The 22,733-nt window shown below is 30.8% G+C and carries 29 protein-coding genes; all 29 read left to right on the top strand.

The genetic code is table 11. From position 1 onward, the window contains the following. Positions 1–8 precede the first annotated feature (8 nt). The 29 genes from BM227_RS01040 to BM227_RS01180 all read left to right on the top strand — a co-directional run bounded on the left by BM227_RS01040 (position 9) and on the right by BM227_RS01180 (position 22,730). Complete coding sequence (locus tag BM227_RS01040; RefSeq protein WP_092910149.1) at positions 9–269, top strand: DUF4006 family protein; 261 nt, start codon at positions 9–11, stop codon at positions 267–269. A gap of 290 nt (positions 270–559) precedes the next feature. After that, complete coding sequence (locus BM227_RS01045) at positions 560–1,069, top strand: hypothetical protein (protein ID WP_092910152.1); 510 nt, start codon at positions 560–562, stop codon at positions 1,067–1,069. Next, positions 1,056–1,550, top strand: coding sequence for a FixH family protein (locus BM227_RS01050; protein ID WP_092910155.1), 495 nt, complete (start codon positions 1,056–1,058; stop codon positions 1,548–1,550). The genes BM227_RS01045 and BM227_RS01050 overlap by 14 nt, the downstream gene beginning before the upstream one ends. A 106-nt stretch (positions 1,551–1,656) precedes the next feature. Next, positions 1,657–2,082, top strand: a complete 426-nt coding sequence (gene rplM, locus BM227_RS01055) for a 50S ribosomal protein L13 (protein WP_092910309.1) — start codon at positions 1,657–1,659, stop codon at positions 2,080–2,082. 1 nt (position 2,083) lies between these two features. Further along, positions 2,084–2,473 (top strand): 30S ribosomal protein S9, encoded by a 390-nt coding sequence (gene rpsI, locus BM227_RS01060; protein WP_092910158.1) that lies wholly within the window; start codon positions 2,084–2,086, stop codon positions 2,471–2,473. A gap of 34 nt (positions 2,474–2,507) precedes the next feature. Beyond that, on the top strand, positions 2,508–2,915 hold the full coding sequence (locus tag BM227_RS01065; RefSeq protein ID WP_177201935.1) for a rhodanese-like domain-containing protein: 408 nt from the start codon (positions 2,508–2,510) through the stop codon (positions 2,913–2,915). Continuing rightward, positions 2,912–4,408 carry a peptide-binding protein gene (locus tag BM227_RS01070; RefSeq protein ID WP_092910164.1) on the top strand — a complete coding sequence of 499 codons (1,497 nt, stop codon included), beginning with the start codon at positions 2,912–2,914 and terminating at the stop codon, positions 4,406–4,408. Before BM227_RS01065 ends, BM227_RS01070 begins: the two co-directional genes overlap by 4 nt. Continuing rightward, positions 4,405–5,049 (top strand): HAD family hydrolase, encoded by a 645-nt coding sequence (locus BM227_RS01075; protein WP_092910167.1) that lies wholly within the window; start codon positions 4,405–4,407, stop codon positions 5,047–5,049. Before BM227_RS01070 ends, BM227_RS01075 begins: the two co-directional genes overlap by 4 nt. A gap of 99 nt (positions 5,050–5,148) precedes the next feature. Then, entirely contained in the window at positions 5,149–5,706 is a 558-nt protein-coding gene (locus tag BM227_RS01080) for a pyruvate flavodoxin oxidoreductase subunit gamma (RefSeq protein WP_092910170.1), read from the top strand. 10 nt (positions 5,707–5,716) lie between these two features. Continuing rightward, positions 5,717–6,103: a 4Fe-4S dicluster-binding protein gene (locus BM227_RS01085; protein WP_092910172.1), complete on the top strand. Its 387-nt coding sequence runs from the start codon at positions 5,717–5,719 to the stop codon at positions 6,101–6,103. A gap of 12 nt (positions 6,104–6,115) precedes the next feature. Continuing rightward, entirely contained in the window at positions 6,116–7,336 is a 1,221-nt protein-coding gene (locus BM227_RS01090; protein ID WP_092910175.1) for a 2-oxoacid:ferredoxin oxidoreductase subunit alpha, read from the top strand. Between the two features lie 12 nt (positions 7,337–7,348). Beyond that, positions 7,349–8,311: a thiamine pyrophosphate-dependent enzyme gene (locus BM227_RS01095; protein ID WP_092910178.1), complete on the top strand. Its 963-nt coding sequence runs from the start codon at positions 7,349–7,351 to the stop codon at positions 8,309–8,311. Positions 8,312–8,368: 57 nt separating this feature from the next. Further along, a complete protein-coding gene (locus BM227_RS01100) occupies positions 8,369–8,794 on the top strand; it encodes a hypothetical protein (RefSeq protein WP_092910181.1) in 426 nt (141 codons plus the stop codon). 10 nt (positions 8,795–8,804) lie between these two features. After that, positions 8,805–9,320: an S-ribosylhomocysteine lyase gene (gene luxS, locus BM227_RS01105; RefSeq protein WP_092910185.1), complete on the top strand. Its 516-nt coding sequence runs from the start codon at positions 8,805–8,807 to the stop codon at positions 9,318–9,320. Further along, positions 9,314–9,616 (top strand): hypothetical protein, encoded by a 303-nt coding sequence (locus tag BM227_RS01110; protein ID WP_092910188.1) that lies wholly within the window; start codon positions 9,314–9,316, stop codon positions 9,614–9,616. The genes luxS and BM227_RS01110 overlap by 7 nt, the downstream gene beginning before the upstream one ends. 1 nt (position 9,617) lies before the next feature. Further along, positions 9,618–10,367: a tRNA (5-methylaminomethyl-2-thiouridine)(34)-methyltransferase MnmD gene (locus tag BM227_RS01115; protein ID WP_092910192.1), complete on the top strand. Its 750-nt coding sequence runs from the start codon at positions 9,618–9,620 to the stop codon at positions 10,365–10,367. Beyond that, positions 10,367–10,912, top strand: coding sequence for an AmmeMemoRadiSam system protein A (gene amrA, locus BM227_RS01120; RefSeq protein ID WP_092910194.1), 546 nt, complete (start codon positions 10,367–10,369; stop codon positions 10,910–10,912). The genes BM227_RS01115 and amrA overlap by 1 nt, the downstream gene beginning before the upstream one ends. A gap of 203 nt (positions 10,913–11,115) precedes the next feature. Continuing rightward, on the top strand, positions 11,116–12,417 hold the full coding sequence (gene tviB, locus BM227_RS01125; RefSeq protein ID WP_092910197.1) for a Vi polysaccharide biosynthesis UDP-N-acetylglucosamine C-6 dehydrogenase TviB: 1,302 nt from the start codon (positions 11,116–11,118) through the stop codon (positions 12,415–12,417). A gap of 7 nt (positions 12,418–12,424) precedes the next feature. Continuing rightward, positions 12,425–13,198: a glucose-1-phosphate cytidylyltransferase gene (gene rfbF, locus BM227_RS01130; protein WP_092910200.1), complete on the top strand. Its 774-nt coding sequence runs from the start codon at positions 12,425–12,427 to the stop codon at positions 13,196–13,198. Positions 13,199–13,349: 151 nt separating this feature from the next. Then, a complete protein-coding gene (locus tag BM227_RS01135) occupies positions 13,350–14,174 on the top strand; it encodes a glycosyltransferase (protein ID WP_092910203.1) in 825 nt (274 codons plus the stop codon). Between the two features lies 1 nt (position 14,175). Then, the gene (locus BM227_RS01140; protein ID WP_092910206.1) at positions 14,176–15,345 is read left to right on the top strand and encodes an oligosaccharide flippase family protein; all 1,170 of its coding nucleotides are present in this window, start codon (positions 14,176–14,178) and stop codon (positions 15,343–15,345) included. An 11-nt stretch (positions 15,346–15,356) separates the two neighbouring features. Next, entirely contained in the window at positions 15,357–16,094 is a 738-nt protein-coding gene (locus tag BM227_RS01145) for a class I SAM-dependent methyltransferase (RefSeq protein ID WP_218147897.1), read from the top strand. Continuing rightward, a complete protein-coding gene (locus tag BM227_RS01150) occupies positions 16,091–16,738 on the top strand; it encodes a class I SAM-dependent methyltransferase (RefSeq protein WP_092910209.1) in 648 nt (215 codons plus the stop codon). Before BM227_RS01145 ends, BM227_RS01150 begins: the two co-directional genes overlap by 4 nt. Next, the gene (locus BM227_RS01155; protein ID WP_092910212.1) at positions 16,722–17,741 is read left to right on the top strand and encodes a glycosyltransferase; all 1,020 of its coding nucleotides are present in this window, start codon (positions 16,722–16,724) and stop codon (positions 17,739–17,741) included. The genes BM227_RS01150 and BM227_RS01155 overlap by 17 nt, the downstream gene beginning before the upstream one ends. After that, positions 17,738–18,787, top strand: coding sequence for a glycosyltransferase (locus tag BM227_RS01160; protein WP_092910214.1), 1,050 nt, complete (start codon positions 17,738–17,740; stop codon positions 18,785–18,787). Before BM227_RS01155 ends, BM227_RS01160 begins: the two co-directional genes overlap by 4 nt. Then, on the top strand, positions 18,784–19,872 hold the full coding sequence (locus tag BM227_RS01165; protein WP_092910217.1) for a hypothetical protein: 1,089 nt from the start codon (positions 18,784–18,786) through the stop codon (positions 19,870–19,872). The genes BM227_RS01160 and BM227_RS01165 overlap by 4 nt, the downstream gene beginning before the upstream one ends. After that, positions 19,869–21,014, top strand: a complete 1,146-nt coding sequence (locus BM227_RS01170) for a glycosyltransferase (RefSeq protein WP_092910220.1) — start codon at positions 19,869–19,871, stop codon at positions 21,012–21,014. Before BM227_RS01165 ends, BM227_RS01170 begins: the two co-directional genes overlap by 4 nt. Continuing rightward, the gene (locus BM227_RS01175) at positions 21,007–21,903 is read left to right on the top strand and encodes a glycosyltransferase family 2 protein (protein ID WP_143089671.1); all 897 of its coding nucleotides are present in this window, start codon (positions 21,007–21,009) and stop codon (positions 21,901–21,903) included. The genes BM227_RS01170 and BM227_RS01175 overlap by 8 nt, the downstream gene beginning before the upstream one ends. Before the next feature lie 8 nt (positions 21,904–21,911). Further along, positions 21,912–22,730, top strand: coding sequence for a glycosyltransferase (locus tag BM227_RS01180; RefSeq protein WP_092910226.1), 819 nt, complete (start codon positions 21,912–21,914; stop codon positions 22,728–22,730). Positions 22,731–22,733: the final 3 nt, after the last annotated feature.

A 22,733-nucleotide genomic window follows, 5' to 3' on the forward strand; every position in this document is an offset into this window, starting at 1 on the left:
AGTAGGTAATGGAAAAACAAGGAAGTGCATTTGGAATTCATGGCATAGGTGGTATGTTAGTTGCAACAGTTTTGTTATTAGCGATACTTGCAGGTTTAACTACTGCTGCGCTTGTAACACAACAAGCAACTGCTCAACAATCTTATGAGATAAAAGATCCGCTTTCTATAAAAATGAGAGGTGATAACCTTTCTAATGAGGAGAAACTTGTTATTCATGGTACTCCTGTAGGTGGCGATTCATTACATAAATATAAATTTGAAAACTAAAAATTGAAAAAGACAACAAGCTATTATTTTAAGTTTGTTGTCTTTCAAGAATAAAAGGAGAGTCATATGATTCAAGTTATGGATAAAGTACTCGGATGGGGCATGGTTATATTAGCTGCATATACACTTTGGGCAGTAACAACTGCAAATCATGCATTTGTAGGTTAATCATTAATCATATGGTTACAATTTTTAAAAGGGCTTTTAGCCCTTTCTTTCTACTAGTAGTTTTTTTATCTCCTGTATTCTTATTTGCACAAGTTAATTTTATTTTGGTCAATGATGGAGTCATGCCTCCTAAAGAAGTTGATAAAATTGAGCAAATGGGAACTGAGCTCTATGAAAAAACGAAGGTTCCAGTTTTTGTTGCAGCAGTTGGTGATTTAAATAATACACGACCAGTTGATCTTCTTAATAAAATTAAAAAAGAGTACCCAACATATATTTTACTCTATTTTTCAGTAAAACCTACAGCTGTCAATATTTTTGCTTCTGAAGATGCTAAAAAGCTGATTGATATTGATCAGATATTGAGTCCTCTTCCATGGAGGGGTACAATTCGACCAGTTATGAGTCCAGCATTTAGTAAAAGTGACAGTGTAAAGCAGGAAGTTGCAATCTTTAATGGATATGCTGATATTGTTGATCAAGTTGCTGAGAGCAAAGATATTAAACTTACATCAAGTATAGGAAGTGAGAGTAGATCAACTTTTCAAATAGTTCGTACTATTTTTTATGCCATACTTGCATTTATAATTTTGCAATTTATTTTAAAGAGGAAAAAGAATGCAACAAAATAATAAAAAAGAGATAAATTATTGGCCATATGCTATTGTCGGGATGATCCTGACAGTAGTAATTTTAGGTATTTGGACAATCAAAGTTGCAGTAAACAATCCTGTACAATTAGATAATAGCTATATGATGAAGTATCAGGATGTTGATGAAAATATCAATGAAATAATGGCTAAACAGAAACTTTTTGACTTAAAGTATCAAATTGATTTAAGTAGCAATAAGTTGAAAATTGGCAAAAATAAAGTAGTAGTAAATTTGATTTCAAAAGATAGCAATATAATTAATAATCCTGAAATTACTGTTGTTGTTACAAGACCAACAACTACTCAATATGATATTCATTTAAATAATTTTGAGTTTAATGGTAAAAGTTATATAAGTGAAGAATTTGAAGTAAAAAATGGAGGTAGATGGAATATTGAAGTTAGAGTAAAAATAGGTGAAGATATTGGATATAAAACTTATAAACTGTTTGTTAAGTAATTACTGCTTATTTAGCTTACAGATGTCTTAAATTAAGCAACTTTTAAACTATATTACCCTACAATCCCCTCGTTCAAATCTTTTAAAAGGTCAAGCTGCCATGAAAATGACAAAGATGGTAAACAGCGCTCAAGTAGAGCGTGACTGGATCGTACTCGATGCAGAAGGAAAAACATTCGGACGATTGGTTACTGAAATTGCAACCTATCTTCGTGGAAAACATAAACCTTACTTTACACCTCATGTAGATTGTGGCGATCATGTAATCGTTATCAATGCATCAAAAGTAAAGTTCAGCGGTGCAAATAAACTTGAAGACAAGCAGTACCACAGACATAGTGGCTACTTCGGCAGTGTAAAAAGTGAAAAGCTGGGCGAGCTCGTACAAAAAAACCCTGAGAAACTTTTCAAACTTGCAACTCGCGGAATGCTTCCAAAAACAAAACTTGGACGTGCAATGCTTAAAAAACTCCGTGTATATGCAGGTAGTGAGCATCCGCATACAGCGCAAGTAAAAGCAAAGGAAAACTAAGATGGCAAACGTTTATGCAACCGGAAAACGAAAAACATCTGTCGCAAAGGTTTGGTTGAAGCCTGGTAGCGGAAAGATGACAATTAACGGTATGGGCCTTGATGAGTGGCTAGGCGGACATGAAGCGATTAAACGAAAAGTTATGCAACCGCTTCTTTTGACAAAGCAAGAAGCAAGCGTTGATATTGTAGCTCAGACACTCGGCGGCGGATACTCTGCACAAGCTGATGCATTGAAACACGGAATTTCAAAAGCACTTGTAGCATATGATGAAGAGTTTAGAAAAATCCTTAAGCCACATGGACTTCTTACACGTGATTCACGTGTTGTTGAGCGTAAAAAATATGGTAAACATAAAGCTCGCCGAAGTCCTCAGTTCTCTAAACGTTAATTTTTTTCCCGGGTTTCCCGGGAGGAGCCTCAAAATGAAAAAACTTATTACATTCATCCTTTTTTTACCATACTTCCTTTTTGCACAAGTAAAAGATATAGATATTAATACTTTTGAAAATATGAAACAAAATGGGGTGCCTGTCATAGATATTCGTACTCAGCAAGAGTGGAAAGAGACAGGTATTATAGATAACAGTAAAACAATAGAGTTCTTTCATCCAGATGGAAGTTATAATGTTGAGCAATTTTTAGATAGACTAAAAAAACTTGGTATTGATAGAGACAAGCCTTTTGTATTGGTGTGCCGTTCATCAAATAGAACAAAATTGTTAGGTAATTTTCTTTCTAATAAATTGGGTTATAAAGAGGTCTATCATCTCAAAGGCGGTATAATCAATTGGAAAGCTCATGGAAAACCGCTTAAACCATATCATAAATGATACGGTTAATATTTTTATTAATACCTCTCTTTTCATTTTCGTCTACTCTTCATCTTAGTATTGGAGCAAATCCAAGTAGAATTAATCCTCTGCTGGCTACAGACAGTGCCAGTGGTGAGATAACAAACTGGATATTTAATGGTCTTGTAAAGTTTGATAAAGATGCTAACATTGTTGGAGATCTTGCCAGTTCTTATTATTTTAAGGATGAAACTCATCTAATATTCAAACTTAGAAAAAATGTAGTTTGGCATGATGGGCATCCTTTTACATCAGAAGATGTTGTATTTACTTATGAGCTATCACAGTCACCAAAGATTTTTACTCCTTATAGCAGTGATTTTAGGTATGTAGAGTCAGTTCGCGCTATAGATCAATATAGTGTAGAAGTAACATACAAAACTCCTTATTACAAGGCTGTATCAATTTGGATGATTGGTATTTTGCCTAAACATTTGTGGAAAAATGAAAAAGATCCAATGACATCAAAGTTAAATAGAGAGCCGATAGGTACTGGTCCATACAAGCTTCAAAGCATTTCTAATTCTGGTGATATTGTTTTAACTGCCAATGAAGACTATTTTGAACATGTACCGAATATAGAAAAAATTCACTATCACTTTATTCCAGACCCTTCTACACAATTTATGATGTTTAAGGCACATAAACTTGATATTGGATCATTATCTCCACTACAGATTGAAAAACAGATTGACAAAGAGTTTAAAGAGCATTATAGAGTAGTTCGCTTACCAGGTCACGGATATACTTATTTAGGATTTAATTTAACTCTTGATAAGTTCAAAGATAAGCGAGTAAGAGAAGCTATAGACTTAGCAATTGATAAAGAACAGATAATAAAAATACTCTTTTTCTCTTATGGACAAATCTGTTATGGTCCTTTTATGCCAGGTACATTTGCTTATCCAAAAACTCCTCAAAAGAGTGAGTTTAATCTAAAAAAAGCAAAAGAGCTTCTTAAAGAGGCTGGGTATGACAAAAGTCACCCTTTGGAGTTTACAATATCAACAAATGCAAATAACAGTACAAGACTCTATGCTGCTCAGATTATTCAGTACCAATTAAGCAAAGTTGGCATAAAGGTAAAAATAAGAGCAATGGAGTGGCAGGCTTTTTTGAATACTGTAGTAACTCCAAGACGATTTGAAGTTATTTTACTAGGATGGAGTTTAGGGCTTATACCTGATGCCTATGCTCTTTGGCACTCAGAATCTGATAAGCCAGGCGGTTTCAATCTTGTTGGATACAAAAACCCAATAGTAGACAAGCTTATTAAAGAAGCAGAAAAGAGAACTAATATGGCTGAAGTTGGAAAGCTTTACCGTAAAATGTTTAAGATAATTGCTAGTGATAGACCTTATATATTTTTATACATACCTGACTCTATAACTGTAGTAAATCGTAAAATCACCCCAATTATTCCTTCTGTTACAGGTATTATGCATAATCAAATTAATTGGATTAAACCATGAAAACGATCATACTTTTTGATTTAGATGGTACATTAATTGACTCTACTAAGGCAATTTTAGAAAGTTTTTCAGTTGCTTTTGAATCTTTTAATAAGCCAGTCCCAGATCAGGAAAAGATTAAATCTTTAATAGGCTACCCTCTTGATGTAATGTTTATTAGCCTTGGAATAGAAGAGGAAATTGCAGACAATTTTGTACAAGAGTATAAGAAGCATTACAGGAAAATTAGTTGCCAAAAAACCATCTTACTTCCAAGTGCTGAAAGTGCTGTAAAAAAGGCATCAGAGTTTGCACGTTTAGGAATAGTTACTACTAAGACAGGTCGCTATTCAAGGGAGTTGCTGGAACATTTAAACCTTATGCAATATTTTGAAATACTAATAGGTCGAGAAGATGTAATCAATCCAAAACCTCACCCGGAACCTATTTTGAAAGCATTGGAATATATGAATGTTAAAGATGAAACTTGTTGGATGATAGGTGATACTCTTTTGGATGTTCAATCTGCAAAATCTGCAAATATTACTCCTATTGCTTTAACCTGTGGCTATGGAAAAAAAGAAGAATTATGTGATTCTTGTGAACACATTGTTGAAAATGTATTCAGTGCAATTGAAATCATTGATGAAAAAAAAGCTTGATTTAAGAACCGCTTGATTACAATTAGGCTACCTTAGAAGTTCAATAATAAACGTAGTAAAAACCTAGTCTAAGGTTTTACGTTTTGAAAGGGAGAATCGATGTTGGAAATTCGCTGGCACTCTCGTGCAGGGCAGGGTGCGGTTACAGGTGCTAAAGGTTTGGCGGATGTTGTTTCGCGAACTGGTAAGCATGTACAAGCCTTTGCTTTTTATGGATCAGCAAAACGTGGTGCGGCTATGACTGCTTATAATAGGGTTGATGATGAAGTAATTTTGAATCATGAAAAATTTATGCATCCAGATTATGTACTTGTAATTGACCCAGGATTAACATATACTGCAGATATTACAGCAAATGAGAAAGATGCAACTAAATATATTATTACAACGCATCTTAGTAAAGAGGAATTGCTTGAAAGTCAGCCAAAATTAAAAGGCAGAGATGTATATGTTGTTGACTGTATGCAAATTTCACTTGACACGATTGGTCGGGCTATCCCTAATACACCTATGCTTGGTGCTTTAATGAAAGTCTCTGGTATGTTTGATTTGGACTATTTCCAAAATGCAATGAAGAGTGTTTTGGCAAAATTCCCGCAAAAGATTATCGATGCCAATATGGCTGCGATAGAGAATGCGTATAATTCAGTTAAGTAAGGGAGAGACGATGAAATATCTTGGATGGGATGAACTTGTCCCGGGGGCTATTCTCTTTTCATTTGATAAAGAACTTGAAAAGGATGCATCAGAAATTTTACCAGAAGATAGACCATATGCAGAAACAAACTCTTATACAGCATATGTTGGAGATTGGCGAGTTTTAAAACCTGTTTATAACCGTGATCTTTGTATAGATTGTCAGTTCTGCTGGATCTATTGTCCTGATATTTCGATTATTTCAAGAGATAAAAAGATGATTGGTGTTGATTATGACCATTGTAAAGGGTGTGGTATTTGTGTTGAAGTATGTCCAACCAACCCTAAATCACTATTGATGTTTGAAGAGCGTATAGATAATGATGAAGCTCTGGCACAGTGGCCTGAGAAAGAGTAATAGGAGAGTTTGATGGCTGAAAAAATGGAATTAAATGAAGTAGAGGTATGGGACGGTAATATGGCTGCAAGCCAGGCTTTGCGCCAGGCTCAGATTGATGTTGTTGCAGCATATCCAATTACACCATCTACGCCAATAGTACAGAACTATAGTTCGTTCTTAGCTAACGGTTATATTGATGGTGAATTTGTTATGGTTGAATCTGAACATGCTGCTATGAGTGGGTGTGTTGGTGCCGCTGCTGCAGGTGGACGTGTTGCTACTGCTACAAGTTCGCAAGGTTTTGCATTAATGTCAGAGGTTCTTTATCAAGCAAGTGGTATGCGTCTTCCAATTGTTTTGGCAGTTGTAAACCGTGCATTGGCTGCACCTTTGAATGTTAATGGTGACCATTCAGATATGTATCTTGGTCGTGATAGTGGATGGATTCAACTTGATGCTTACAATTCACAGCAAGCATATGATTTGACTTTAATGGCATTTAGAATAGGTGAAGATCATGAAATCCGCTTGCCTGTTATGGTTCATCAGGATGGATTCATTACTTCACATACTGCTGAAAATGTACATCCTTTGAGTGATGACGAAGCATATGAATTTGTTGGTGAATATAAACCAATGAATGCAATGCTTGATCTTTCAAAGCCTGTAACATATGGCGTACAAACAGAAGAAGATTGGCACTTTGAGCATAAAGCACGCCAGCATGCAGACTTGATGACAAAAGTATTTGGAAAAGTTGAAGAAGTTTTCGATGCTTTTGAAAAGAAGACAGGTCGAAAATATAACATTGTTGAAGAGTATTTGATGGAAGATGCTGAAGTAGCTATAGTTGCTCTTGGTACAACTGTTGAGACTGCAACAATGGTTGCAAATATGATGAGAGAAGAGGGGATTAAAGCAGGTGTTGTCTCTCCACGCTTAATTCGACCTTGGCCATATGAGCAGATTAAAAAAGCTCTTTCAAAAGTTAAAGCAGTTGCTTGTCTTGACAGAAGTAGTCCAAACGGTGCACTTGGTATGCTTTATAATGAAGTAACAGCATCTTTATATCAGGGTGAAAACCATCCAGTTATTTCTAACTATATTTATGGTCTTGGCGGACGTGACTTTACAATTGATCATGCAAAAGAGATTTATAAAGAGTTGGATGCCAATGCAAAAGAAGGTAAACTAACAACACCATTACAGCAGTTTGTAGGGCTTCGTGGTCCTAAATTGTCGTTTTATTAAGAGGAGTGCACGATGAGTGAAATGAAAAAAATTAAAAACCTGAAAGAGTTTTCAACCTCTGCAGACCGTTTCGAGGGTGCTAACCTTTTGTGCCCAGGATGTGCACACTCGATTATTGTTCGTGAAGTTTTAAATGCAACTAACGATCCTTTGATCCTATCTGCATCTACAGGATGTTTGGAAGTATGTACAGCAGTATATCCATATACATCATGGGATAACTCTTGGATTCACATAGGTTTTGAGAATAGTTCAACAGCAATTGCCGGTGCTGAAGCAATGTATAAAGCACGTAAGCGTAAAGGTAAACTTCCTGAGTCTTGTGAAGGTAAAACACCTAAGTTTGTAGCATTTGGTGGTGATGGTGCAACTTATGATATTGGTTTTCAGTGGATTTCAGGATGTTTTGAACGTGGGCATGACATGATGTATGTTTGTTTGGATAATGAAGTTTATGCAAATACTGGTGGTCAGCGAAGTTCAGCTACACCAATTGGTGCTAGTACAACAACTTCTCCAGCAGGTCGTGTAAGCTATGGCGAGAAGATGAATAAAAAAGATATTGTTCAGATTATGGCTGCTCATGGTGCTCCATATGTTGCACAGGTTGCTCCAAACAAATGGAAAGATATGGTTAAAAAGATCCAAAAAGGATTTGCAACTGAAGGTCCTGTCTTTATTAATGCGATGAGTGCTTGTACAACAGAGTGGAAGTTTGCACCGGATGATACAATCGCTGTTTCTGATCTTGCAACAGACTCTCTTGTTTTCCCTCTTTATGAGATAGAAAATGGAACTAAGTTGACAATCACATACCGACCTAAAAATAAAGTTCCTGTACGTGATTACCTTGGTGCGCAAGGACGTTTCAAGCATCTATTTAAGCCGGAATATGAGTATTTGATTGATGAGTGGCAGAAGCGTGTTGATGCTTATTGGGAATATTTACAACGTCGTGAAGAGGCAAGTGTCTAATATTTAAGTAGAGATTTAACGGGTACTAGAGTTAAGTACCCGTTATAAGGATATGTTTTGATAATTCGTCAAGATATTATTGAACAATGTGGCTCTATGCTTAGTGATTTAGAGTATGCTTACAATAGATACGGTGTGCCTTACTGCTTTCTTCTAATTGAAAGTTCTACAGAGTGTGATTGGATCTCTTCAATTGAATCAAAAATTCGTCAGACAGATAAAGTTTTTTCTATAAAAGAAAATTTGGTAGCAATTTTTTTCCCTTTCATAGAAGAGTGTAGTAAAGGGTTTAAAGCAGCTGAAAATTTATTGGTTCTGTTAGAAAATAATTTTCCAACTACCCGTTTTTATATGGGACTTTCTTGCAGAGAAAAATCAGATAAAGATAAATACATAGATGTTGTTGCAGGTTCAATTTATGCATTATCAAAAGCAAAAGAGTTTAATGAGAATCGTATAGAAGATGATTCAGATATAAGATAAGGAGAGTAAATTGCCATTATTAGAAAGTTTTACAGTAGATCATACTATTATGCCAGCACCTGCTGTTAGAAAAGCTAAAACTATGAAGACACCAAGTGGAGATACAATAACTATATTTGATTTGCGTTTTTGCAGACCAAACAAAGAAGAGATGAGTGAAAAAGGTGTTCATACCTTAGAGCATCTGTTTGCAGGTTTTATGCGTGAGCATATTGTATCTGATGATGTTGAAGTTATTGATATATCTCCAATGGGTTGTCGAACAGGCTTTTATATGAGTGTTATAGGTGAGCCTGAAGAGAGCCGGCTAGTAAAAGCTTGGGAAGAGTCGATGAGAGATATACTGGCAGTTAAAAGTATGTCTGATATACCTGAATTGAACGAGTATCAGTGTGGAAACTGTAAAATGCATTCACTTGAAGAGGCAAAAGAGATTGCTGAAGATGTTTTGAAAAAAGGCATTGGTGTAATGCATAATGAAGATTTAAAGCTTGATCCTGAAAAAATAAAAGGGAGTGTATGTTAATAGAATTACCATTAAGTAGCAGAGACCTTGATGAAGCTTGGCTAACTACTATGGATGATGCTTTAGTTTGGGGTCTTATAGATTTTGATGAGGGTGAAGTTAAAAGAGTTGAATTTTATGATTCAAGAGAAGATATTGAAGAGATGGTTGATTATGCTATTGTTGCCAAGCAGGGAGAACCTATTTGGCCAATGATAGAAGAGAATATATTTGTACTTGTTGCCAGAGAGGGTGCAAGTATTGATGAAGTTATGGAGGGATTTAAGTTTAAAGAGCTTCACGAAGCGAGTTTCTAAAATGGAGTTTGTCGAAACTGCAGATGGAAGCTATACTTGTCACTCTGAACAGTTTGATGAGTGTTACCACTCCACAAAAGATGGTGCTTTTAAAGAGTCATTGAAAAAGCATATAGAGCCAGCATTTACTCTCATTGACTCTTCAAAGAAAGAGTTGACAATTTTAGATATCTGCTTTGGATTAGGCTACAATACTCTTACAACACTCTACTATGTAAATAAAAATGTTTTTAACTATAAACTCCATATTGTATCTCCAGAGTTTGATGAATTTTTGGTTCGTTCTCTTGATAAATTTCCTTATCCAGAGCCTTTGCAATCATTTAAACCAATTGTCAGTGAAATCTCAAAAAATGGCTGTTATGAAGATGAGAATATTCGTATTAATGTTGTTTTTGGCGACGCAAGAGAGTTTCTAAAAAGGACAGATTTAACCTTTGACATTGTCTATCAAGATGCCTTTAGCCCTAAAAAGAATCCACTACTTTGGACTAAAGAGTATTTTGCAGATTTGTCAAAGCATTTAACAAATGATGCCATTGTAACTACATACTCTTCAGCAACTCCTGTACGTATGGGAATGGTAGAAAACTCTCTTTTTGTTTATGAACCACCATCTTCAGGTGTAAGAAGCGGTACCATAGCTTCACCATCTTCAAATCTACCACTAAATAAAATAGATATGGCTTTAAAAAAAGAGCGTAATCCAAATGCAGCTCCTTTATATGATAAAGATTTTAAGGAACAATAATGGGCGAATTACTGATTGAAATTGCTAGGAAAGCAATTGCTTCAGAGTTTGGTATAGTGAATGAGATAGAAGTTGAAGAACTAGAAAAAAAATATCCTGAACTAAAAAAAGAGCAAGCTACATTTGTAACTTTGACTATTGATGGTCAGCTTCGTGGGTGTATAGGCTCTATTATTCCACATAGACCACTATTGAACGATATTGTTTCAAATGCAAAGTCCGCAGCTTTTGGTGATCCTAGATTTTCACCTTTAACACCAGAAGAGTTTAAAAAGGTAAAGATAGAAGTTTCACTTTTGAGTGTTCCAGAGTTTTTGGAGTATAGCGACATAGAGGATTTGAAATCTAAAATTCGTCCGGGAGTTGATGGCGTTATTTTGCAATGTAATGGTAGACAGGCAACATTTTTACCACAAGTGTGGGAGCAGTTAAATGATTTTTATCAATTTTTTGCACACTTGTGTTTAAAAGCAGGCTTACAACAAAACTGTTTGGAGTGTCATCCTCAGATTTTTGTCTATCAGGTTGAAAAATTTTGTGAATAATTTATTTTATAGCCTATTTTATTTACTTTGAAAATATCTCACTAAAGAGTTTTTAATGCAAAAAAATATTCTAATTTTCTATTTTTCTTCTATTATTTTTTAATATAAACAAAAATTTATATGATCTTTGATGTTAAAACAAGTATAATCTATAAGATGAAAATAAAAGTTTACTATTATTGAAATAATATGAGGAATAAAATATGAATAATCAAATTTTCAATATAAAAAATCCAAAAATAGCAATAATAGGCCTAGGCTACGTAGGTCTTCCTCTTGCCCATGCATTCAGCATTAAATACAAAGTAGTAGGTTTCGATATTGCTCAAAGCAGAATAGATGAACTTAAAAATGGTTATGACAGAACTTTAGAGTTAAGTGAAGAGCAAGTTAAAGAAGCTATCTCTAATGGAATGGAGTTTACAAACAAAATTGAAGATATTAAAAATTGCAATATCTACATAGTAACCGTCCCAACCCCAATAGATGAACATAAAACCCCAGACCTTACACCACTACTTAAAGCTAGTGAAACCATAGGAAAAGTTCTGAAAAAAGGTGATATTGTAATCTATGAATCAACTGTCTATCCAGGAGCTACAGAAGAAGATTGTGTACCTGTTTTAGAAAAAGTAAGTAGATTGAAATTTAATGAAGACTTCTTTTGTGGATACTCACCTGAACGAATTAACCCAGGAGATAAAGAACACACAGTTACAAAAATCCTAAAAGTGACATCTGGATCAACTCCAGAAGTTGCAAAATATATTGATGAACTATATAAAAGTGTAATCACAGCAGGAACCCATTTAGCACCAAGCATAAAAGTAGCAGAAGCTGCTAAAGTTATAGAGAATGCTCAACGAGATATAAACATAGCATTCGTAAATGAACTGGCCCTTATATTTGATAAACTGGGCATAGATACACACGATGTCTTAAAAGCTGCAGGAACAAAATGGAACTTCTTACCTTTCAAACCGGGACTAGTTGGTGGTCACTGCATAGGAGTTGATCCATACTATCTAACATACAAAGCAAAAGAGGTAGGCTATCACCCAGAAGTCATCCTAGCAGGTAGAAGAATAAATGACAATATGGGAGTACACGTAGCAAACAAAGTTGTAAAACTTATGATCCATAAAGGACACACTATAAAAGGCTCCAAAGTATTGGTACTTGGAATAACATTTAAAGAGAATTGCCCAGATATTAGAAACAGTAGAGTAATAGATGTCATAAGAGAGCTTCAAGAGTTTGGTTGCAATGTAGATGTACACGACCCTTGGGCAGATGCTAAAGAGGTTAAAGATGAGTATGGCTTAGATTTATTAGAAAATGGAAGCTGTAAGATAGAAGATTATAATGCAATTGTGCTTGCAGTGGCTCATAATGAGTTTAAAGAGTTAGATGATATGATTCAAAATTTAAACCATAATATAAAAGATTCTTTAGTTATTTATGATATTAAAAGTACATTGAATTATTTTAATGAAAGGTTATAGTTAGATTATGAAAGTACTACTATTAGCAGGTGGTTTTGGAACAAGACTAAGCGAAGAGACAGATATACGCCCAAAGCCGATGGTAGAGATAGGTGGAAAGCCAATTTTATGGCATATAATGAAGATATATTCTTACTATGGCTTTAATGAGTTTGTAATTCTTCTTGGCTATAAAGGGTATTATATAAAAGAGTATTTTGCAAACTATTTTCTTCATCAGAGTGATGTTACTATTGACATTGCTACTGGTAAAATGGAAGTTTTAAACAACTCAAGTGAACCTTGGAAAGTAACACTTTTAGATACTGGCTTAGAAACAATGACTGGAGGAAGAATAAAACGAGCACAAAACTTTGTAGGTGATGAGCCATTTATGCTTACATATGGTGACGGTGTGGCAGATATAGATATTAAAAAGCTTGTTGAATTTCATAAATCACATGGTAAAGCAATGACAATGACATCAGCTCAGCCAGAAGGAAGATTTGGAGCATTAAATATAGATGAAAAAAATCAAGTAACAAACTTCCTAGAAAAACCAAAAGGTGATGGTGGATGGATAAATGCAGGTTTTTTTGTTTGTGAGCCAAAGGTATTTGACTATATTACAGAGGGAGACAGTACAGTGTTTGAGCAGTCACCTTTACAAAACTTGGCAAAAGATGGAGAGATCTATACTTATAAACATAAAGGTTTTTGGAAACCCATGGATACCTTAAGAGACAAAATGCAACTTCAAAAGCTCTGGGAATCAAAACAGGCACCTTGGAAAGTATGGTAATTCAAGAATTATTTGGCAGAATTTATAATAGAACAGGACTTGAAGGTTCTTAGTTAATTTACTTTAAAATAGATATGTACTAAATTTAGATATTGTCTCAATGAATATTTGAGATTATCTTGTTGTAATAAATGATCAGAAGGTTTAAAAAGTGAAAATTGATGAACCATTAATAACAATTTTAATAACTAACTATAATACTGTAGATTTTATAAAATTGAATTTATTTTCAATTGAAAATTTAATAAAAAATTCATTTAAAGTTATTATCAATGATAATGGTTCAAATAAAAATGATATTTTAGAGTTAAAAAAATTAGAAAAAGAAAAAAAATATCTTAAAGTTAATTATAGAGTTTCAAAAAGAAAAGAAGCTTCATATGCTCATGCTGAAGCATTAGATATTTTAATAAATATGGTAGATACAAAATATTTTGTAATTTTAGATAGTGATTGTACTTTTTTAATGAAAAATTGGGATGAATATTGTATTAATGAGTTAAATGATAAAGTTAAAGTAATAGGTACTCAAATGGCATCAGTCAAGGGAGTAGGACATAAGCCTAATGATTTTCCTTTTCAGTTTGCAGTATTTTTTGAAACAAAAACTTATAAGTTATTGAATATTTCCTGTATGCCTGAGAATTTAACAGATAAAGATACTTGTTGGCAATGGAAGCCAAAATATTTAAATGCAGGATATAAATCAAAACTTTTTTATGCAAAAAATACAAAAGAATTTCAAAATGGACCATTTAAAAGTATATATTGTGCTGAATATTATACAGAAAATAATAAGTTGATATGTTGTCATTTTGGAAGAGGTAGTAGTGGTGGAGTTGCTAAATATAATAATAAATGGTGGTTTAAAATACCATTAGTTTCAAGATTGATTCGTAAATATATAGGTTTTAAAGAAAAGAGAGAGTGGATAAATATTTGCTATAAAATAATTAATAATGAGAAGTTGAAATAGTATGTTAAAAAAAGAGAATATATATTTTTTATTTTTTTCATTAGTAAGTACTTCTATAGGGATTTTTACAACTTTTCTCTTATCAAATTATTTTTCAATTGAGGATTTTGGAAAATTACAATATTTATTAACTTTAGTTGGGGTTTTTACTATATTTTATTTATCAGGGTTTGATATAACTATTCAAAAACAGATATTTAAAAGAAATGACTATATAGTAAAATATTTACTAAAGAATGTTATGCCTTTTTCATTAATTTTATTGACTATTATTTCAATTGCGATCTATTTTTTTTTAGAGAAAAATAGAGAATTAATTTTCTATGCGGCTATCATTACGAGTATCGGAATATTTGATAAGACAAATGCTATTTTAAATTCTAAATTAAAATTTAAGCAGTTAAGATATTTAAATCTATACACAAAAGTTTTTATATTAATAATAGTATTAATTGCTATTGAGATTAATTTTAGTATAGAAACTTATATAATTGTTTTTACAGCAGCAAGTATTGCAATATTAATAGGAAGAATTTTATACAGTCAAAGATATTTAGAAATAAGTAATAATATATTTGATAAACACTTTATAATAAAAGAAGGATTTTTAACTACACTCTCTTCATCTTATAATATTTTAGCTAACTGGTCAGAAAAAGTTATATTAGGAGTTTTAGATATAAATTCATTAGCTATTTTTACTATTGGACAGCTATTTCCTAAAGTAATAAAAGATAATGTTAAAGTTATTTTAATACCTACATTAAATTTTTGGGCTTCAAAAGGTTTTGAACATTATAAATCAATGATAAAAAAGTACCAATATATTATGTGGATAGCTGGAATACTTCTTTATGTTGCAATATATTTTATGGCAGAAATAATAATTATAAATTTTTTTCCTAAATATGAAGATTCAATTATGATTATACAGTTACTTTCTATTCCATTAGTCTTTAAATTTATTGAAAATATGAAAATGAGTAGTATGGCTCTAAGTAAATATACAAATGTGTTTAATAAAATTAATAATATTTCAAATACATTAAAAATTGTATTAGTATCAGTTTTAATCCCATTATATGGTGTTTTAGGAGCAATTGCTTCAATTTTAATTGTAGAAACAATAAGATTTATATTAGTAACTATAGAATTTAATAAACTCTATTGAAAGGAATAGATTTGGGTATTAAAATTAATAAAGAGTTCCAAAAATATAAAACTAGAGGAGCATATCACTGGGAACAAATAGGTATACATCCTATAAAACGTAATTCATTTGTAATAGCTAGATACAAAAATATGTTAAGGTTAGCAAAAAGTGAATGTGGAAATTTAAATAAAAAAAAGGTTTTAGATATAGGATGTGGAGATGGAGTTTTGTCATACTTTTTTGCAAAAGAAGGAGCAATTGTATTTGGAATTGACTATTCTGATATAGCAATTGAGTTTGCAAAAGAAAAAACAAAAAGTTTTCATATTGATTTTAGACAAGGTAGTGCATATGAACTACCATTTGAAGATAATAGCTTTGACATAGTAATATCATCAGATGTTATTGAACATCTTGAAGATGTACCAAAGTATTTATCTGAGATAAATAGAGTTGTAAAGAATAATGGTATAGTTGTAATCAGTACACCTATTAAATATACAGAATACCCTCTTGATAAAGAACATATAATAGAGTGGTTTCAGGATGAATATAAGAAAGTCATAGAACAAAAGTTTAAAAATACAAAATATTACTATTCACATCCGTTAGCTTTAGAAGAGATATATCAAGCTAAATATTTCAATAAGCAATGGGCTAGGGTAATAATGAACATAATTTCTTTTGTATATAATCCTTTTTATGGGTTTAATAGTCGATTTAAATATTTAATGCTTCAATATAGTGTATCAAAGGTAAGTAAGTGAGTTTTATAACCTTTCGCAGATACTATTTAGATGACCTCTTATTGCATACACAGTTTTATGGAAAAGTTTTAGATGTTGGTGGCAAAAAAGAGAATAAAAGAGGAAAGTTCAGACCACCATTAGATAAAGTTGATAGTTGGAAGTATTTGAATATTGATAAATCTACTAACCCAGATTATTTATGCAGTGCAGATGATATTCCTGTTGAAGATGAAAGTTTTGATATTGTTTTATTGGCTGAAGTATTAGAACATATAGAAAATCCAATAGAGGTATTAAAAGAGTGTAAAAGAGTTTTAAAGGAAAATGGCAAAATAGTTATAACTATGCCATTTTTATATTCTAAACATGCAGATCCTTATGATTTTCAAAGATGGACAGATTATAAACTTGAAAATGAGATGAAAAAGCTTGGTTTTAAAGAAATTGTAATAATACCAATGGGCAGCATATTTGCTGTAATTTATGATCTTTTATATGTATCTCTTGGTATGGCATCAAAAAATAGAAATGCTTTAAAAAATAGAGTGATAAATAAACTTATTATGCCACTAATAGCAAAAATATTTATGTGGTTAGATAATAAGTATAGTTATAAAAGTACTACTATAACTACAGGATATTATATTGAAGCAAAAAAGTAAAAAAGTATATGTTTTAGGAAGTGACAGTACTGGTTGGTCAATAGATAAAGATAGACAATATACTATTAAAGCTATAAAATATATTGATGGATACGAAGTTGTAGATAATATTTTTAAAGCTGATATCATATATGCAGTTTGGTGGAATCAATTATTAAGTTATAAATTTAGAATATTTAATCTTTTTTTTAAAAAAAGAGTTATTGCTTGCATAACAAATGATTTAGCTCATCAACAAAAAGAGATAAAAAGTATTTTAAGTTTAGCAGATATATTTGTATATGCGAATAGTTTTCAAAAAGATCAATTATTTGAATTAGGAGTTAAAGAAGAACAATTGTTCTTTAATCCTTTCTATGTAGACGAAACAATCTTTAAGAAATTGAATTTTTCAAAGTATGAATTGGCAAAAAAGTTCAATATTAAGTATGAAACAATAAAAGATAAGTTATTAATTGGAAGTTTTCAGCGGGATAGTTTAGGCACTGATTTAATGAAACCAAAATGGCAAAAAAATCCTGATTTATTGCTTGAAATTCTTAATAAGCTTGATAAAGATAAATATTTATTACTTTTAGCTGGGCCAAGAAGACATTATATAATTAAAAAATGTAAAGAGTTCAACATACCTTATTTTTTTATTGGTAATGAAGATTATATTGACAAAAATCAAGATGATTTATTGGTAAATGCTTTAAATATTGAAGATATGCCATATTTGTATAATTTGATAGATTTATATATTGTATCTTCTAAATCTGAAGGAGGGCCTAAAGCAGTTCCAGAAGCAGTTTTATGTCAAACAAATATTATTTCTACAGATGTTGGATTCGCTAAGGACTTATTAGATAATAAAGCTATCTACAAAGATAGCTATGAAGCTGTAAAATTAATAAATAATGTGATTGATAATAATATAGAGTTTAATCATAAAGTACATCAATTTTACAGTTTTGATAATTTTAAAAATAGAGTAGAAAATATTTTAAAGGCAATTGAATGAAAATACATATATTGTATCCATTTGTTGATGGTCCTTGGGGTGGAGCTAACCAATTTTTAAAGGCAATAAAAAATTATTTTATATCATTAAATGCATATACAGAAGATGAGAATAAGGCAGATATTATACTTTTTAACTCTAGTCCATCAGCGTTACTGTTATTATTATTATCTAAAGTATATAAATTAAAAAAACAAAACCCAAATTTAATTGTAATAAATCGTATAGATGGTCCTGTTTTTCTAATTAGGAATAAAGACTTAGAAATAGATACTTCATTTTATAAATTTAATTACTCAATTTGTGATGGTACAATCTTTCAATCAAACTGGAGTAAAGATCAAAATTATAGATTAGGATTAGAAAAAAATAACTTTGAAACTACTATTTTAAATGCTCCAAATCCTAATATTTTTAATAAAAATAACAAAATCCCTTTTAATAAAAACAGAAAAATAAAAATAATTGCTACAAGTTGGTCTAATAATTGGAAAAAAGGATTTAAAACTTATAAATGGTTAGATGAAAATCTTGATTTTTCAAAGTATGAGATGACTTTTGTGGGGAATAGCCCAGTTGAGTTTAAAAATATAGTTTATAAAAAACCAATGAATAGTGAAAATTTAGCATTAGAGTTAAAGCAGCACGATATTTTTATAACTGCTTCACAAAAAGATCCTTGTTCCAATTCACTTATTGAAGCATTGCATTGTGGATTGCCAGCTATAGGTCTAAATGATGGAGGACATCCAGAGATCATAGGCAAAGGTGGAGAAGTTTTTGATACTAAAGAAGAGATTTTAAAATCTATAGAAAAAATTGTAAATAATTATGAAAACTACCAAAATAATATTAACTTACCAACTATTGATGAAGTAGGTAAAATGTATTATGAGTTTTTGGAAATGATTTATAAAGAGCAACAAACTGGAAACTACAAGCCAAAAAAATTTAGTTTAGTTGATAATTTAGTTATCAAAAAAACTTTAATACTTTGGAAAATAAATGAAAAAATAAAAGGAATAATAAGTAGGTTTTTTAGATGAAAGAATTAAATTGGATCTATACATTAAAAGATGAAGTTTTAGACTTTTTAGAGCACCAAAAAAGTAAAAAAGTAAAAGGGTACTACAAATACTCTTATAGCGGTGATTTATATGATGATTCAATACATTGGAATGTAGGAAGCAGCGTATTTGCTTTAAAAATTTATTATACTTTAGGAGTTAGTAAGAATCGAGAAATTGAAGAAGTAGCAAATTATATAAAATCGTTTTATCATAAAGATAGTCAAATATATGATGATTTTATATTTAAAAAAGGGTTCGCTAGAAACTTATTATCTTCTATAAAACATAAGAATTTTGCAAATCTGTTTAATGAACAATATAAAAGAGCAGAAACTAGACAATCTTATAGTGCTTTAATGCTTTATGATGAGTTGCCTAAAAAGATTAATATAGATATACCTAAAGATGAAAATGAAATAGATACTTATTTATCTAATCTAAATTGGTATGAGCCATGGGGTGCTGGCAGTCATTTTTCTCATCTAATGTTTTTTTATAGACTTGCTAAAAAAGTAAATTTAATTACAGATGAAGAGTTTGAAAGTCTAACTAGATATGCAATAAACTGGATAGATAAATTAAGACATCCAGATGATGGAGGATGGTACAAAGGTAAACAGTCAGATAGATTTATAGTAAATGGTGCTATGAAAATTATTACAGGATTAATAGCAGTTGATAAAGTAACATTTGATTATGCAAAAGAGTTAGTAGATACTTGCCTAAAAGCTACAAATGATGAGCATGCTTGTGATAACTTTAACATTATTCTGGTTTTAAACTATGCTAGTAAACTGCTTGGTAGAGATTATAGACAAAATGAGATAGAAAAATTTGCATTAGACAGACTTGTAAAATATAAAGCTCATTATAAAAAAGAAGAAGGTGGTTTTAGTTTTTTTCCTTTTAATGCTAACGAGAGGTATTATGGGGCTAAGATAACAAGAGGTTTAAATGAAGCAGATATACACGGAACTGTACTGTTCTTATGGGGAATTGCTATAGTTTCACAAATATTGGGCATAGATAATGAGTTAGGGTTTAAGGAATTTAGAACATGACGTTGTCTCTATTTTTTACAAGGGGTGTATCGCTTGAGCAGTGGCTTAAACAAGGGTTGTTTGAAAGAGAAAAGCTTATTTATGAAGAGCACTTAAAACAAGGTAATTTAGATAAAGTTTATTGGTTTACATATGGAAGTGAAGATAGGAAGCTAGCGAATAGATTAAAAAGTGAAAATAGACTTCATAAAAATATAGAAGTATTTGAAATGCCAAAGGTTTTTAATATTACTAAAATTGGTAGTTATTTATATAGTTTTTTTTTACCTTTTATCTATAGAAAGGAGTTACAAAAGTCTAATATCTTAAAGACAAATCAAACAGATGGTAGTTGGACTGCAGTTATATCTAAAAAAATATATGGCAAAAAGTTGCTTTATCGTACCGGGTACACGATGTCACAATTGGAAAATAATCTTAAAAGATTTAATATTATTATTAGGAAATGTATAGAACTTGTTGAAAAGTTTGCATATAATAACTGTGATAAAGCTATTGTATCAAGTAACCATAATGTAAGATATCTTGTAAATAAATATAGTATAGATACTAAAAAAATTGAAGTGATATATAACTTTATAGATAGAAATAGATTTTATGATTTTAACAAACAAAGAGAAAAGAAAGTAGTATTTGTTGGCAGGCTTTCAGAAGAAAAAAATATTTTTAATTTAATAGAGGCTATACATAGTGTAGATTTACCTTTAGATATTTATGGTTCAGGACCATTGAAAAATAAACTAGAAAGTTTTATAAAAGAAAATAATTATAATGTTAGACTATTAGGAAATATTTCTAACAGTTTATTGCCAGAAATTTTAAATAAAGCAAAATATTTTGCACTTGTTTCAATACATGAGGGAATGCCAAAATCTTTGATTGAAGGTATGGCCTGTGGTTGTATTTGTATAGGTACTAATGTAAGTGGAATAAATGAAGTTATAACAGAAGGAAATGGTATATTGGCATTATCTACATCCTCTAATGATATTAGAGAAGCTTTTATAAAAGCTCTCTCTTTAACACCTGATGAAGAAGTAAAAATGAGGTTATTAGCAAAGGAGTTTATTGATAAAAATTTTACACTGCATAATGTAGTTGCAAAAGAACAAGATATATTTAAAAAGTTATGTAATGAGTGAGCCTTTAGTATCTGTAATAATGTCAGTTTATAATGACAGCAAGTTTTTAAATGAGTCTATAGAGTCTATACTTAATCAATCTTACAAAAACTTTGAGTTTATCATAGTCAATGATGGATCTAGTGACAGTAGTTTAAATGTAATAAATGAGTATGCAAAAAAAGATAATAGAATAGTAGTAATAGATCAGAAAAATAAGGGGTTAACAAAGTCTTTAAATATAGCTATAAAAAAATCAAATGGTGACTTCATTGCAAGAATGGACGCAGATGATATAAGTTGTAAAAATAGACTGAAAGAACAAGTTAAATTTTTGGTAGAAAATAAAGAGTTTGCTCTTGTTGGTACAAATATAATAAAAATTGATCAATATGGAAATTTTATAGAAAAAAATAAAACCAAATATAGTGACAGTGAAATTCGAAAAACATTTTGTACTAGAAATTGTATTGCTCATGGCAGTGTTATGTTAAATAGAAAGCTTTTAGGAAATATATTATATTATGATGAAAACTTTAAGTATTCACAAGATTACAGATTATGGACAAAAATTGCGAGGCACTATAAGATTGCAAATTTAAAAGAATCTCTTTATAAGCTCAGAGTTCATAATAAGTCGATTAGCAAACAAAAGATTGAAGAACAGTCAATATATGCTGGGGTAGTTGCTTATGAGTTTGAAAATAATGAAGTAGTTAATAATTTAAAAGATGAAGTTAATAATAATATTGATTTAAGAAAAAAGATTGGATTAATTCTTCTTATGAATTTTGAACCTAAAATTGCTATGAAATATTTTAGTAGAAGAGATCTTTATTATTGGATATCATTTTTTGCAACTTTAATTGATTTAAAAAAAATAAAAAATTTAGTTAAGTTATTTAAATAGGAATATAAATGAATGAAATAGCAGTAATTATTTGTGTATATAAAAATGATACTTTTGAACAATTTAAGCAGATGTTTGAAAGTTTAGAAAAACAGACTTTAAAAAATTTTGATATTTTTGTTCAGTTAGATGGTAAAATTAAATCTGATTTATATAGTTACTTAGATAATTTAAAAAATAGTTCTAAAATAGTTTATTTGGGTAAAAGAGAAGAGAATAAAGGGTTTGCATATTCACTTAATGAGTTAGTCAATATTGTTTTAGAAACTGGTCAGTATAAATATATTGTCAGAATGGATAGTGATGATATATGTATGATAGATAGAATAGAAAAACAGTATAAATTTATGGAAGAAAATCCTCAAATAGATGTTTGCGGTGGATGGATAGAAGAGTTTAATATAGATGATGGTTCATCACAAATTATTAAATATCCCGAAAAGAATAGTGAAATAATAGCCCATCTTGCAAAAAGAAATCCAATAGCTCACGTAACAACTTTTTTAAGAGCAGATTTTTTTCATAAAGTAGGTTTATATGATACATCTAAGTTAAATGAAGATTTAGATCTTTGGATTAGGGCTTTAGCTCAAGGAGTATTATTTTATAATATACAGGAAGTATTGGTAAAAGTTCGTACTAGTGATGATTTTTTTTCAAGAAGAAAAAACTTCAAAAGAGCAGTTGAGGTTATGCAGTTAAAAATAATAGCAACAAAGGTTTTTTCATTTGGAATTAAAGGGTATATATATGCAGTTTTGCATTTTATATTGTTTATGTCTCCAAGCTGGTTAAAATCTACTATATATAAAAATTTGAGAGGATAATCT

This window comes from Hydrogenimonas thermophila (assembly GCF_900115615.1).
In the GTDB taxonomy this organism is placed as follows: Bacteria; Campylobacterota; Campylobacteria; order Campylobacterales; family Hydrogenimonadaceae; genus Hydrogenimonas; species Hydrogenimonas thermophila.